This is a genomic window from Nannocystis sp. RBIL2, assembly GCF_026626745.1.
Lineage (GTDB): Bacteria > Myxococcota_A > Polyangia > Nannocystales > Nannocystaceae > Nannocystis.
In genome coordinates, this window is sequence record NZ_JAPNJW010000002.1 from 540,186 (window position 1) to 554,036 (window position 13,851).

At 70.9% G+C, this 13,851-nt stretch carries 12 protein-coding genes; 5 read left to right on the forward strand and 7 right to left on the reverse strand.

Going from position 1 to position 13,851, the window contains the following annotated elements; translation table 11 throughout:
* Positions 1 to 4: 4 nt before the first annotated feature.
* From OV090_RS27400 to OV090_RS27420, 5 genes are all read right to left on the reverse strand, one after another.
* The gene (locus OV090_RS27400) at positions 5 to 739 is read right to left on the reverse strand and encodes a tetratricopeptide repeat protein (protein ID WP_267707574.1); all 735 of its coding nucleotides are present in this window, start codon (positions 737 to 739) and stop codon (positions 5 to 7) included.
* Positions 740 to 852: 113 nt separating this feature from the next.
* Positions 853 to 2,643 carry a serine/threonine-protein kinase gene (locus OV090_RS27405; protein WP_267707575.1) on the reverse strand — a complete coding sequence of 597 codons (1,791 nt, stop codon included), beginning with the start codon at positions 2,641 to 2,643 and terminating at the stop codon, positions 853 to 855.
* Positions 2,644 to 2,813: 170 nt separating this feature from the next.
* A complete protein-coding gene (locus OV090_RS27410; RefSeq protein ID WP_267707576.1) occupies positions 2,814 to 3,962 on the reverse strand; it encodes a hypothetical protein in 1,149 nt (382 codons plus the stop codon).
* A 71-nt stretch (positions 3,963 to 4,033) separates the two neighbouring features.
* Entirely contained in the window at positions 4,034 to 5,293 is a 1,260-nt protein-coding gene (locus OV090_RS27415; protein ID WP_267707577.1) for a choice-of-anchor L domain-containing protein, read from the reverse strand.
* Positions 5,294 to 5,465: 172 nt separating this feature from the next.
* The gene (locus OV090_RS27420) at positions 5,466 to 6,890 is read right to left on the reverse strand and encodes a choice-of-anchor L domain-containing protein (protein ID WP_267707578.1); all 1,425 of its coding nucleotides are present in this window, start codon (positions 6,888 to 6,890) and stop codon (positions 5,466 to 5,468) included.
* Between the two features lie 841 nt (positions 6,891 to 7,731).
* Between OV090_RS27420 and OV090_RS27425 the strand changes: the two genes are divergently transcribed.
* The 5 genes from OV090_RS27425 to OV090_RS27445 all read left to right on the forward strand — a co-directional run bounded on the left by OV090_RS27425 (position 7,732) and on the right by OV090_RS27445 (position 11,490).
* The gene (locus OV090_RS27425; protein ID WP_267707579.1) at positions 7,732 to 8,022 is read left to right on the forward strand and encodes a hypothetical protein; all 291 of its coding nucleotides are present in this window, start codon (positions 7,732 to 7,734) and stop codon (positions 8,020 to 8,022) included.
* A 72-nt stretch (positions 8,023 to 8,094) separates the two neighbouring features.
* Positions 8,095 to 8,631, forward strand: a complete 537-nt coding sequence (locus OV090_RS27430) for a hypothetical protein (RefSeq protein WP_267707580.1) — start codon at positions 8,095 to 8,097, stop codon at positions 8,629 to 8,631.
* A gap of 124 nt (positions 8,632 to 8,755) precedes the next feature.
* The gene (locus tag OV090_RS27435; RefSeq protein ID WP_346660428.1) at positions 8,756 to 9,475 is read left to right on the forward strand and encodes an HTTM domain-containing protein; all 720 of its coding nucleotides are present in this window, start codon (positions 8,756 to 8,758) and stop codon (positions 9,473 to 9,475) included.
* A gap of 64 nt (positions 9,476 to 9,539) precedes the next feature.
* Positions 9,540 to 11,225: a hypothetical protein gene (locus OV090_RS27440; protein WP_267707581.1), complete on the forward strand. Its 1,686-nt coding sequence runs from the start codon at positions 9,540 to 9,542 to the stop codon at positions 11,223 to 11,225.
* Positions 11,226 to 11,271: 46 nt separating this feature from the next.
* Complete coding sequence (locus OV090_RS27445; RefSeq protein WP_267707582.1) at positions 11,272 to 11,490, forward strand: hypothetical protein; 219 nt, start codon at positions 11,272 to 11,274, stop codon at positions 11,488 to 11,490.
* Positions 11,491 to 11,501: 11 nt separating this feature from the next.
* On the opposite strand, the gene OV090_RS27450 is transcribed toward OV090_RS27445, so the two are convergent.
* Both OV090_RS27450 and OV090_RS27455 read right to left on the reverse strand, forming a co-directional pair.
* On the reverse strand, positions 11,502 to 12,842 hold the full coding sequence (locus OV090_RS27450) for an AgmX/PglI C-terminal domain-containing protein (RefSeq protein WP_267707583.1): 1,341 nt from the start codon (positions 12,840 to 12,842) through the stop codon (positions 11,502 to 11,504).
* A 50-nt stretch (positions 12,843 to 12,892) separates the two neighbouring features.
* Positions 12,893 to 13,789: a hypothetical protein gene (locus OV090_RS27455; RefSeq protein WP_267707584.1), complete on the reverse strand. Its 897-nt coding sequence runs from the start codon at positions 13,787 to 13,789 to the stop codon at positions 12,893 to 12,895.
* Between the last annotated feature and the right edge of the window lie 62 nt (positions 13,790 to 13,851).

Below are 13,851 nucleotides of genomic sequence, written 5' to 3' on the forward strand. Positions count from 1 at the left end.
GCGATCAGAAACGGGCGACCAGGCCGGTGCCGGTCGGCAGGACGCGGCGCTGGGCCACGGCAGAGGACTTGCCCTTGCTGATGCCGACGGCCAGGAGGGCCACGCCGGTGAGCGCGAGCACTGCGCCGCCGATGATCAGCACGTCGGTGGCGATGGCCAGCCGCTCGCCGCCCTGCTTGAGGTCCTGGCGGGCCGCGTAGTCGTGGGTGGCGTCGAGCTGGTTCTGTTTGGACAGGGTCAGGCCGCCCAGCACGCCGCCGATGATCAGCGCCCCGCCGCCGACCCCGAGCAGGCCAGCGCCGGTCAGCTTCATCTTCCGCCACTTCGGATCCGGCGCGGCGGGCTGGGCCGCCGGCGGCTCGGGCTTCGGCCCCTCGGCCACCGGCGCCGGCGCCGGCGCGGCCTCGACCTTCTTCTCGCCCGGGTCGGTCTCCTGCAGGATGCCCTTCAGCACCCGCAGCCGCTGCAGCGCCAGGTCGCGCGCCTCGATCTCGACCCCCGGCTCCTTGACGAAGCGCTGGTAGTAGTCGACCGCGGAGCGGATGTCGCCCTTCTCCTCGTAGACGCGGCCGATGTTGAACAGGTAGTTCGGGACCTTGTCGATCGCGTACGCCTCCTCGAACAGGCGCACCGCCGCGTCGTAGTCCCGGGCGTTGAAGCGCTCGATCGCCTGCGCGCTCAGGTCGGCCGCCGACGGCTGGGCAGCCGCCTGCTCCTTGGAACCTGTCGCGGAGGACATGGCCGCGAGGACCTGTCCCTGAGTTCCGGGGACGACCCCGGCGACCAGCGACCCCGCCAGCGCCGCCGCGACCCCACGTTGCGCACCTCCACGGACTCGCGCGCGACCTCGCATCACTTGTTGCCTCCGACAGGTAGGAAGATACCGCCGTCGTCCTTCTTCGCGACCGGCAAGAACGGGTCCTTGGCGGGCGCCGGCGCGGGCTGTTTCGCCCCCGCGGGCTCGGGCGCGGGCTCGGGCGTCGGCGCGGGCGCGGGCGTGCCGGCGGGCTCCGGACCCTTGCTGCCCGGCCTGGCGCCGGCGGGTCGGGCCTTGCCTGCGCCGGTCCGCCCCTGCCCGCTCGGCTCCGGCTCGACCGGCGGCGGCGGCTCGCTCGCCGCGGTAAGGCGCGCGATCGAGGTCTTCGCCTCGGCGTTGCCGGCCTCGATCGCGAGGATGTCGCGATAGGCGCTGAGGGCCGCCTCCACGTTGCCCTCCTTCTCGAGCCGCTGGGCGAGCCCGAGCGTGCTGGCGACCGCGATCCGGGTCAGGCTCGTCTCGGCGCGGCGCTTCAGCGGCGGGTACGCCTCGAGGTCGCGGGCCATGCCGTCGAGGTGGCGGCGGGCCTTGTCGAACTCGCCGCCGAGGATCTCGCGCTCGACCTGATCGAGCTGGGCGGCCATGCGCTTCTCTTCGGTCACGCCGGTGCCGACCACCGGGGTCGTCGGGCTCCCGCCGTTCCACAGCGCCGCAGTGGCCACGCCGCCGAGCAGCACCGCCAGGACCGCGCCGCCGATGAGCACCCAGCTGCGCGTGCCCGAGTCGGGCTCGGGCGCGACGATCGTGGTGGCGAAGCCGCCGCTCGCCTGCGACGGCGGGATCGTCGGCATCACCAGCGCCCGCGTGCGCCCGCTGCCGCGGGTCCGGTACGGCGCGGTGCGCAGCAGGTCGGAGGTCGGCGTGGCGACGATGCTGCCGGTCGAGTGCGACGTCGCGGCCACGCCCTCCGCCACCGGCAGGTGGAACATCGACGCCGGGCACGAATCGATCATCCCCTCGACCATCTCGTTGGCGTCGGCCGGGCGCTCGTCGACCTGCTTGGCCAGGCAGCGATGGACCATGGCGATCAGGTCCTCGGGCACGCCGTGGTTCGGCGGCAGGACGTCGCCGAGCAGCGGCGGGGCCTGGTGGACGTGCTTGTACAGCAGCGCCGCGTTGCCCTCGCCCTCGAACGGCAGGCGCCCCGCCAGCATGAAGTAGAACAGGACGCCGAGCGCGTAGACGTCGACCCGCACGTCGAGCGTCTCGCCGCGGATCTGCTCGGGCGCGATGTAATTCGCGGTGCCGACGATCTGCTCGGCCGTCACCTCGCGCTCGCCCTCGACCAGCTTCGCCATGCCGAAGTCGAGGATCTTGACGTAGTTGGCGCGGCCCTTGCGGACCATCAACATGATGTTGCTGGGCTTGAGGTCGCGGTGCATCAGCCCGCGCGAGTGGGCGTAGCCGATGCCCTTCAAGATCTGGGCGGCGATCGGCACGAACTCCTCGACCGTCAGCCGACCCTTGCGCGCGAGGTAGTCGCTCAGCAGCTCGCCCGCGAGGTACTCCATCACCAGGTAGGCGACGCCGTTCTCGTGGCCGCAGTCGTGCAGCGCGACGATGTTGGCGTGCTGCAGTTCGCCGAGCCGCTGGCCCTCGCGCTCGAAGCGAGCGATCGCCTCGGCGTTGTCGATCCAGTTGGGCGCGAGCACCTTGACGACGACGTCTCGCTCGCCGCCGTCGAGCGACACCTGCCGCGCCAGGTAGACCAGGCCGATGCCGCCGCGCGCGAGCAATCGGGTGATGTGATACTTGCCGGCGATGGTCGCCCCGATGAGAGGATCGACCGGTTCACGGGTGGCGCGAGGCTGTCGCCGGGTCGTCATAAAGCGCTTGTCACGAAGGGCTCGGCGCAGGAGCGCCCCCGCAGCCTTCACGGTTCACTATATCCGCGCGGCCCCTCGCTGTCGCGTCACAGTTCCGATCGGCGGACGTCTCCAGATTCGCGCCGCGCGGGCCGCGCCGCATGACACCGAGGCAAAGCCGGCCGGCCGAACTAATCACAACTGGCGCCATTGCTGAGACAGTCCTGGAAGTTGCAGCGACAGCGCACCTGACCGCCTTGCGGCAGGTCGGTGGTCCAGCCGTCCTTGAGACAGTCCTGAAAGTTGCAGCGCGTGGTCGCCGTCCCGAGGCCCGGGATGTCGGTGCTCCAGCCGTCCTTGGGGCAATTGTTGAAGCTGCAGCGGGTGCTGGCGCTCTGGCCGTCGGGCAGCTCGGTGCGCCAGCCGTCCTTGAAGCAGTCGCCGAAGCTGCAGGTCGTGCGAGCGCTCTTGCCACCGGGGAAGTCGGCGACCCAGCCGTCCTTGAGACAATTGCCGAAGTTGCAGCGGACCCGCACGTCGCCGTCGGGAGTGTTCACGGTCCAGCCGTCCTTGGCACAGTTGCCGAAGTTGCAGCGCCCGGCCGCGAACACCGAGGCCGCGACGTAACTCGCGCCGCGAGCGGCCATGGCCGCCTCTTCCTTGGCCCGCGCGGCCTCCTCCTGCGCGCGCCTGGCCTCCTCCTCGCGCGCGCGCTTGAGCTCCGCCTCCTCGTGCTTGCGGTAGGCGACCAGATCTTTCTGCACGCCGGGCCACTTCAGGCGGGCGGCGTCGCCGCCGGCGCGCTTGAGACAGTCGCCGGTGAAGCCGATCACCGCGTCGGCCGGGATCTTGGACCGCAGCTTGGGACACGCGGCCACGAACGCGGCGTCGGCCTCCGGCCCCTGGAGCGAGTCGAGCGCGCGCAGCAGCTCGAAGCTCGGCGCCTGCTGCATCGCCGCGTCGAGGTAACCGGCCGCCTCGCGCGACAGCACCGCCAGGTCGACCTTGCCGCTCGCGGCCGCCTGCGATCCCTCGAGCGCGCGGACCTTGTCGGTGAACGCGATCGCGGCGGCCTGGCGATCACCTGTCCCTGCGGACACCTCGCCGCGAGCGGCGTCGAGCTCGGCCAGCAGCGCCTGCTCGCGCTTCTCGGCCTCCGCCGCCGCCTGCTGCCGCTGCTCGTCCTGCTGCCGCTGGGCCGCGGCGGCCCGCTCGCGCGACGCCGCCTGCTCGGGCGTCTCGGCCTGGGGCTGCGGCTTGGCCCCGAACAGCGCCCCGAACTGGGCGCAGGCGACGAGGGTGGAGCACGACAGGAGGAAGACGACCGCGATGCGACGCATGTGGCCCGCACGGTACAGTCAGACCCCGCAGGTCGTAAAGCGGCATCCGCGCGCGCGGACGAGCCGGGGCCCTACTGCGGCGCGATCCCGCAGCCCTCGACCTCGTTCGGCAGGCAGCCCTCGCAGTCCCACGCCCAGTTATCGAGGATCGCGGTGGTGTCGTAGAACGAGTCGCCCATGTCGAACACCGCGAAGGTCAGCGAGAAGGTCTCGCCCGGCTTCACGCCGCCGTTGGCCCGGTACCAGCCGGTCGCGCCGCCGTCACGGATGTAGCCGGTGCCCGCGAGGTGCTCGTCGTACCCGTCACAGGCGGGGTCGTCCGCGTCACACTCCCCGGCGAATTCGACCGGCCACAGCGCGGTCACCGTGAGCGGCTGGCCATCGACGAACGCGACGTTGCCCGTGTAGCTCTCGGAGGCCTGCCAGACGACGAAGATGTCGTTGTACTGGGTGTCGACGAACTCGGGGAACTCGGCCGAGAAGAACGCGAAGTCGAAGCGATAGCCGCGGGCGTCGGCGATCTGCCCGGCGGCCTTCGCCGGGGCGGTGAGCTCGAAGCCGAACCATAGCTTGTCGTCGGCGTCGCCGCCGCCGCTCTGCCACTGGCCGAAGATCGTGTTCGAGCAGTCGTTCGCGCCGTCGCAGTCGACGTGGCCGAGCGAGCCGGGACTGCCCTTGGCCGGCTGCATCGGCGGCGGCATCGCGTCGCTGTCCCACGGGTCGCCGAACGCGACGTCGTTGTAGACGTCGCCGTCCTCGACGATCACCGCGCCCTCCAGATCGGGCGGCGGCAGCAGGCCCGAGCTGATCAGCAGCACCTTGTCGCCCTCGCGCGCGCCCCAGAACGGCGCCTTCGTGTCCGGATCGACGAAGCTGCCGTACGCGCGCGCGACCTGCCAGGCCCGCTTGCCCTGCAGCTCCGGCGCGGCGTCCATCGCGAAGTTGGCCGCCGGGACCGCGTTGGCGACCGACCACGGCACGCCGAGCGACCCGCAGTCGAGCCCGAGAGCGTGCAGCGGCTCGTCGGAGTCGGCGTCGCACGGCAGGTGCACCTGCGCCAAGGGACAGGCCGCTCCCTCGGTGTCGCCGCCCGTCTCTCCGTCGGTGGTGGCGGCCGTCACCTCGCCGGTCGGCTCGGTGCCCTCGGTCTCACCTGTCGAGCCGCCACTGATGTGGCCCGAATCACCGTGGGTGACGGTCGCGTCGCTGTCGACCACCGTATCGCCGGTGTCCGCGTCCCCGCCCGACTCCACCCCGCCCCAGCCGTTACACGCGGCGCCTATCAGCGCGCACGCGCCGAGCCGAGTCCATCGTCCGCTGAATCCAAGCATCGTCCGTCCTCAGTAAGTCAGGGGTAATGCGACCGTGAGGTCCCATCACGTATGTAGCAGAACCCCTCCGCGGCGCGAGGACGGCGGCGCGCGGTCGCGACGGACCCCGGAGACATGCCCCGGGGTCCGTGCTTCGAATCTCAATTCAGGCCGCGTAGCGACCCGTCGTGACTCACTGCGGCGCGATCCCGCAGTCGTCGACCTCGCTGGGGATGCAACCCTCGCAGTCCCACGACCAGTTGTCGAGGATCGCGGTGGTGTCGTAGGTCGAGTCGCCCATGTCGAAGATCGCGAAGGTCAGCGAGAAGGTCTCGCCGGGCTTCACGCCGCCGGTGGCCTTGTACCAGCCGGTCGCGCCGCCATCGCTGATGTAACCGGTGCCCTGCAGGTGCGGGTCGCTGCCCTGGCAGTTCGGGTCGAGGAATTCACACTCGCCCTGGAAGTCGATCGGCCACAGCGCAGTGACGGTGAGCGGCTGACCGTTGATGAAGGTGACGTTGCCGGTGTAGTCCTCCGACGCCTGCCACACGACGAAGATGTCGTTGTAGTCGGTGTTGACCCACTCCGGGAACTCGGCCGAGAAGTAGGCGAAGTCGAAGGTGTAGCCGTTGGCGTCGGCGGTCTGGCCGTTGGAGATCGCCGGGGCGGTCACCTCGAAGCCGAACCACATCTTGTCCTCGGCGTCGCCGCCGCCGAGCGCCCACTGATCGGCGATGGTGTTCGAGCAGTCGTTGGTGCCGTCGCAGTTGGTGAAGCCCATCGGATCGGGGCTGCCGTTCACCGCGGTCATCGGCGGGGGCATCGTGTCCGAGTCCCACTGGCCGCCGAACGCGACGTCGTTGAACACGTCGCCGTCGGGCACGATCACCGTGCCCTGGGGATTCGGCGCCGGCAGCAGGCCCGAGCTGATCAGCAGCACCTTGTCACCCTCGCGCGAGCCCCAGAACGGCGCGTTGGTGTTCGGGTCGATGAAGGTGCCGTACGACTTGGCGACCTGCCACGACTTCATGCCCAGCATCGGCGGCGCGGCCTGGAAGGTCGCGTTGGCGACCGTCACTGCGTTCTGATTGTTGGTCCACTGCCCGCCGAGCGACGTACAGTTGAGGCCGATCGCGTGCAGCGCGTCGTCCGAGTTGGCGTCACACGGCAGGTGCATCTGCGCCAGCGGGCACTCCTCGTCCGACGTGTCGTTGGTGTCGTTCGTGTCGTTCGTGTCGTTCGTGGTGCTGGTGCTGGTATCGGTGGTGGTCGTCGTGGTGTCGACGCCCTCGGTCGTGGTCGAGGTGGCCTCGGTGGTCGTGCCGGGCTCGGTCGAGGTGCCGGGATCGGTCGAGGTGCTGGTGTTGCCCTCGGTCCCGTCCGTGGTCGTGCCCGGCCCCGTCGTGGTGGTCTCGCCCTCGGAGTCGGAGTTCGAGCCCGCGGTCGTCGACGTGGGCAGGGTGTCGCTTTCGCTGTTGGAGTTCGAACCCTGGGTGGTCGTCGTCCCCGGCCCGTCGGTGTCGGTCGAGGTCGCGGTCTCGCCCGCGCTGGCGGTGATGCCGCCATCCACGCTGTCACCGCATGCGCCGAGCAGGACCAGGACGCTCAGTCCCGTCACACGCCAATCACTGTTCATCGTCATCGTCGGATCCTTCGCGAGAGAAAAGTCGGGACCTTGTGGGTCGAGCTCGCTTCTATCAGAGACCCGCGCGCCACTGCTAGCGCGTTTCCACACGCGGAGCACTCCGCAGGATTCGACGGCACGTGGACATGCGTCCTGCGATATGTCCGAAAGGACAGCCCAGGCGGAGCCGCGGGTCACGACGCGGCGGGCCAATCGTTCCAGGTGCGAGCCATGGAAGGCTCGCGCGCCACACGTTGAACGCGTTGAACACCAGAGACGCGAGGATGTCGACTCATCACGGAGCGCGGTCGAACTCGACGGCGGCGCGCTCGCCCCATGGATGACTCCGGTTCAATACCACGGCCCCGGCGCCCACTCGTCACAGCATCGGCGCGCGGCCCGGCCGCCACCAGCCTCAGGTGTTCGAGGTTGCAGTCCACCAGCAAACGTTCGTGTCGCTCTCGCAAGGTTCGCAGCTCGGTCCGAATTGCCTCCAGTAGCGGCACATCGGCAGTGTCCGGGGGCGGGACATGGATCGCCTCTTCTTCACCAGGGATCGGGAGCGCGGAGGTCGGCGCTTCGACCTCCGCGAAGATGTCCGCGAGTTCATGTAGGACGTCGGGGGCGACCGGCCGCGGCGGCTCGCCGCCGGCGGCTTGTTGCAGGCGATCGCGCAACGGCTCGAGCGACCGCGGCATGCGGCCCTGGCCGACCCGGCCTGAAATCCCCCGCACTGCCAGCGCCACGTCGAGGTTCGGTCGCCGCAGCAGCGCTGCGTGGAGCCGCATCACCGCTCACCGGGGAGATCGAGCGCTCGCCCGCACGGGACGTGTCGATGCGGATCCCGTCGAACTCCAGCGCGACACCGCCACGAAGCCGATGCGGAAGCGGCCGCTCTTCGTGCGGTCGTCGTCCTTCGTCGACGATCACCGCCGCGTCGCTTCGTGTCGATGAGCCGGCGGTCCATGCCGTCGGCGAAGTCGTCGACGTCGATGACGAGCCGTCCGGCTTCGAGCACGAAGTGGATTCGATCGCCTGCTGCACCCGCTCACGGAAGCACGCGATCGGATCGGCGAATCAGTGCACCAGGCCCGCGAGCGCCTCGGCCACCATGCTGCGGCGATGATGCCGCGCCCGCGCGGGGCTCGACAAGACGCGGACCGGCGTGGCAAAAGCGGGTTCTCAGGCTCCGGCGCGCATGAACGCTCTTCGCCCCCGCCTCCGCGATCGGCTGTGTGTCGCCGCCTTCATCCTTCTGTGGATCGCGCCGACCGCCTATCACGGCCTGTGGCGGGCCCCGCTCCCGGGCGAGCCGGCGCTGCTGCACGACTGGCACGACGTCGCCTGCCTGTTCCCCAACCGGCCCAAGGTGTGGAACATCTACTTCGTCGAGGTGCAGCGGTCCGGCCGCCGCGACTGGGAGCAGCTCGACGAGACCCTCGACTTCGGCATGGAGCCGTTCGGGCACCGCACGCGGCTGCACCGCTTCCTCGTCGCCTGGGGCGTCCAGCGTGACGCCGGTCGACGCGAGGTCGCCGACTACCTCGTGGCCAGCGATCGCGGGCGGCACCCGGAGCTGCCGCCGATCGTCGGCCTGCGGTTCGTCTGGACCGGCTTCGTCCCCAAGCCCGACGACATGGCCCAGGGCGCCTGGAAGCGGCCGCCGCTGGCCCAGGTCCCGCGGCACGAGCGGCGCATCCTGTCCGTCCACGACTACCCGGAGCGCGCGCCATGAGCCTCCTCGCCCGCGCGCGCGCCGGCTGGGAGCGCTTCTGGTACGAGCCGGTCGACGTCGTCCGCCTCGACGCCTTCCGCCAGGCCTTCACCTACACCTCGTCTTCTACACCTTCGCCTGGACCCTGCACGCCGGCGAGTGGCTCACCGCCGTCGGCTACCACCCTTCGCCGGCCGTCGACGCCTACTACGCCCCGCACGTCCCGCTGCTCACCGGCGCCACGCTGTGGCCGTTCTTCGCCGTCTACTTCGGCGCCATGTTGGCCATCATCTTCGGCTGGGCCCGGCGCGCCGCCACCTGGATCGTGCTCGCCGGCCTGCTGTACGTCTCCCTGGCGGACCCGATCAGCGCGTTCACGATCAACCGCCTCTACGTGTTCGGCTTCCTCGTCCTGGCCTTCGCGCCAGGTCCTTCGGGACAGGGTCCCGAAGCCAGGATCCCCGCGTGGCCGATCCGCGTGCTGCAGGTCTCGCTGCTGATCCACTACGTCGCCTCCGGCCTGTGCAAGGCGCTGCGGGGCGACTGGCTGGCCTACAGCGACGTGCTGTGGGTGCAGGTCCAGGGCGTCTACTGCACCGAGGCGGCCGCGTGGCTGCTGCGCGTCCTCCCCGCCGGCGCGTGGACGATCCTCCAACACGCCGCCCTCGGCTTCGAGCTGTTCGCGCCCCTCGTGCTGATCCCACGCCGCCTGCGACCGCTCGGCTTCTTGCTCGGCGTCGGCCTCCACGTTGTGGTCGCCGTCACCATGTATCAGCTCATCTACTTCAGCTTGCAGATGATCAGCCTCTACGTCGTGTTCGTCGAGCCGACGCGGCTGCGCCGGTGGCTCGCGCGTCTGTCCTGAAGGACACCTCGCGGCCTCGCGCCTGGCACCGCCCTGCGACCGGTCAAATACTGCCATGTCGGCCATGACCGACGTCCCGACCGCCCGCGATCTCCACGCCCCAGCGGACATGGTGCGCTGGTACGCGCCGCTTCAGCTGTTGCAGACGGCCGCACGCGTGACGGTGTCGACGGTCCTCGGCGACCAGCTCGATCGCCGGATCTTGCGGCCCACGCCGACCCACGAGCTCACCGACTTCTCGCACCGCGACCAGCTCGTGCTCGACTTCGTGTCCGACTCGGGCGACGGCTGGAACCCGACCTACGCGGTCGCCTACTGGGCCACCCGGCCGATCCTCCGCGTCCAGGGCCCGGACGGCCGCGCCTACGAGCTGCCGCGCGCCAGCGTCCTCGTGTTCGGCGGCGACCAGGTCTACCCGACCCCGAGCCGCGCCGCCTACGAGCAGCGGCTCGTGCTCCCGTACGAGTGCGCCTTCGAGCGCAGCGAGCCACCGCACCCGGTGCTGTTCGCAGTGCCCGGCAACCACGACTGGTACGACAGCCTCGCCACCTTCACCAAGCTGTTCCTCGACAAGCAGTGGTTCTGCGGCTGGCAGGTCCATCAACGCGCCAGCTACTTCGCCGCCCGCCTGCCGCACGACTGGTGGCTGGTCGGCGTCGACGTCCAGCTCGGCTCCGACATCGACGCCAACCAGGCCGACTACTTCCGCGCACTCGCCGAGCGCATGGGTCCGCGCGCTCGCATCATCCTCTGCACCGCCGAGCCGCACTGGGTCCGCGCCCACGAGCAGCGCGACCGCCAGGCGCGGGCTCGCCGCGTCCGCGACGGCAACCTCGTCTTCCTCGAGCGCCTGTTCGGCCAGCGGATCCGCGTGTTCCTGTCCGGCGACCTCCACCACTACCGCCGCCACGCCAGCGCCGACGGGCAGGTCCAGAAGATCACCGCCGGAGGCGGCGGCGCCTTCCTCCACCCCACCCACGTCCTCCACGACGACTCGCTGGCCGGCGGTTACGGCCTGCGCTGCGCCTTCCCCGATCATGCGGCCTCGCGCCGCCTGGCCTGGCACAACCTCGCCTTCCCGCTGAAAAACCCGACCTTCGGCGCAGTCACCGGCCTCCTCTACCTCCTAATTGGCTGGAACATGCGAGCCGCGCTCGGCGGCCCGCCGCCGGCCGAGTTCTTGCCTGCCCTTTCGGACATGTTGAGCGCCACCCTGCGCTCGCCGTGGGCCGCGCTGTGGCTGCTCGCCACCGCCGCCGCGCTGGTGTGGTTCGCCGACGCCCGCCGTCCGCTCCTGCGCGTGCTCGCCGGCCTCGGCCACGCCGCCGTCCACGCGTTCGCGGTGCTCGCCCTCGCCTGGCTCGGAGGACAGCTCGGCCGCGCACTCTCGCTCGAGTGCAACGGCCCTGGCGAGCTCGGCCTTAGCCTCGCCCTCCTGCTCGGCCTCGGCTGGCTGGTCAGCGCGGCGATCTTCGGCGTCTACCTGCTCGTCGCCGTCAACCTGTTCCGCCGCCACGGCAACGAGGCCTTCTCGTCGCTGCGGATCCAGGACTTCAAGCACTTCCTCCGCCTGCACATCCGCCGCGACGGCGCCCTCGTCGTCTATCCGATCGCCCTGCGGCGCGTGCCGCGGCGCTGGCGAACCATGATCGGCACCGATCCGGGCCAGCCGAAGCGCATCCCCGACGATCCGCACCCCGACACGCGCCCCGGCCTCATCGAGGCCCCCATCGTCCTCGGACCCGGTTGACGCCGCCGCGCGCCGGCTCGCATACTGCCGTCACCGAGGCCCATCCATGGAAGAGCTCATCCAGCAGATCGTGTCCAAGACCGGCATCTCCGAGAGCAACGCCCGCAGCGCGATCGAGACGGTCACCAACTTCCTCAAGACCAAGCTCCCCGCCCCGCTCGCCGGGCAGGTCGACGCGGCGCTCGGCTCGGCCGGCGGCGCCCTCGGCAACGTCGACCTCGGCAACATCGGCTCGAGCATCGGCGGCCTGTTCGGCAAGAAGTGAGCCGTCGGCTCTCAGCCGACCGAGAACGGATAGCGCACCGCGACGTCGCCCGCCGCCGCCACGATCGTCGGGAACGTCCACGACTTCACCGCCGTGGTGATGCAGCTCTGCACCCCGGCGTGGTCGACCGTGCTGTTCTCGATCGACGCCGCGCGGACCTTCCCGCCGCTGCCGATCGTGAACGCCACCTCGACCTTGCCGGTGGCCGGGCCGTCGCGGAAGCACTTGCGCACCTCGGGCGTGTGCCGGCGGATGACGCCGCGGATCAGATCCTGCCCCACCGCCGCCGTCCACTCCACGCTCTGGCGCGGCGTCTCGCGGACGTCGGGCACCGCCGCCTTGGTGAACGCCGCCTCCTTGCGCCCCGTGCCCGGAGGCCCGCGCTTGCGCTTGGCCGCGAGGCCCGCGAGCAAGTCGCCGAGGTCGAGGTCGACCACCGCCTCCGCCACGCCTCCGCCGCCGCGGATCGTCTCGCCGAGCCCCAGCCCCGCGATCGCCCGCGGCACCGTCCGGGTCGCCGCCGCCCACGCCGAGTCGCTCTCCGGCGACGGCGCGTAGTTGCGGATCGACGCGTCGAGCGACGCAGTGTACTCGCGCAAGATCCGGTCGAACTCCGCCAGGCCGAGGAAACCTGCCTCTCGGGACCTGTCCTCGAAGTCCTGTCCTCTCGACCCGGTCACCGCCGGCGCGTCCGGCGTCGCGGGCGTCGGCTTTTCCGCCGGCGTCGGCAGCGTCGCGCGGACGATCGACGGACGCGGCCCCTCGCTCCCCCGCTCCGCGACCGCGCCCGGCTCGGACGACTTCGGCGAAGTCGGCGGCAGTTCGGCGGTGTAGCGGATCAGCCGCTCCTGCAGCTCCGGATCGTCCCAGCGCGGCGGCTCCGCCCTCGGCCCGTAGAGCCGGACCAGCAGCGCCATGGTCAAGAACAACGCCAACGACGCCGCCTGGGCCAGCCACAGCGGCCACTCGACGACCGGCCGCCACTTCACCGCCGGCTCGGGCGGCCCCGCCCGCAGCTCGAACGTCAGCGGCCCGACATGAACGATCGCACATGTCCCGTGCGCCAGCTCCAGCGTCTCGACGGCGACCAGCGGCCGCGCCTCCGCCTCACTGGTCCGTAGCTCGCCGGTCGCCTCCGCCGGCACGCACAACAGCGGCGAATCGCCGCGCAGCGCCACCAGCGTCCAGCACCCCTCCGCGTCCGCGCCGGCCACTGCCACGGTCGCCTGCGCCTTCGGACCCTCGCCCACCCGGTACGCGCGGACCCGACCACCCACCACTGTCACATCGACGATCGTCGCGCCCTGTCGGGCCACGACCTCGACCACCAGCGGACGGGCGCGTTCGGTCACGGGCGCTTGGACGTCGCCCCGCCCGTGAAGTTCCCGTTCGCCCGCGCCCCTCATGGCGGCACCAGCGCCACGCGCGAGGCCGTGGCGTTGAAGGCCAGCCAAACCCCCTCGACGGGCCCGTCCGGCCCGGCGAGCTCATCCACGCTCGGCAGCAGCTCGGGGTGACTGTCTGCGCAGCCCTCTGGCCCCTGCACCATCGCCCACAGGTTGTAGTTCGCCCCCGACACCTCGATATCGACGGTCTCGGCCGACGCGCGGGTCAAGAACCCCGACACCACGCCGTGAAGGATCGCCTGCGGATCGGCGGCGTCGTCGAAGTTGAACGTGACCTGCGTCTGCAACATGTTGATCGGCGCATCGGCGGCCCCGAGCGGCAGCGCCAGCTCGACCGCGCTGGTGCGGAAGCAGGTCGGCTCCGGCGCGTTGAGCGACGCCGCGTTCTTGCTCGCGAACACAGTGGGATCGACCCCCAGGCACGGCGCCTCGGTCACGACCTCGACCGGCAGCTGCAGGCTCACCCCGTCGGTCGGCACGCACGTCTGCGCCGTCAGGTCGCACGACTCCGTCTCGCCGAGCACCGCCGCCAGCGCCGCGGGATCGAAGTCCGCGAAGTGCAGCACCAGGTTCAGCTCTCCGTCGTCGATCTGCTGCGTCAGCCCGAACATGTTGACGAGCCCCGTCACGTCGAAGCAGATGTCGGAGAACAGGTGCGGATCGATCAGGCGCAGCGAGTCGATGCGGAAGGTCCGCGGCTCGGGTGACGCGCCCGTCGTCGACGTCGAAGTCGTCGGCTCGCCCGTGGTGGTGGACGTCGTCGTCGTCGACGTCGCGCAAGCCGCCTCCGTCGCACAGCCGAGCTGCGGCGGACGATCGTGGAAGCAACCTGGCATCACCAGCGCCGCGCCGAGCGCGAGCGAGCTGCGAACGATCGGGGCCGTCGTCGTCACCGATCTTCAGTATATCCCGACCGCGCGCGCGGGGCCCGTCATCGCCGCCGCGGAACTTTCCC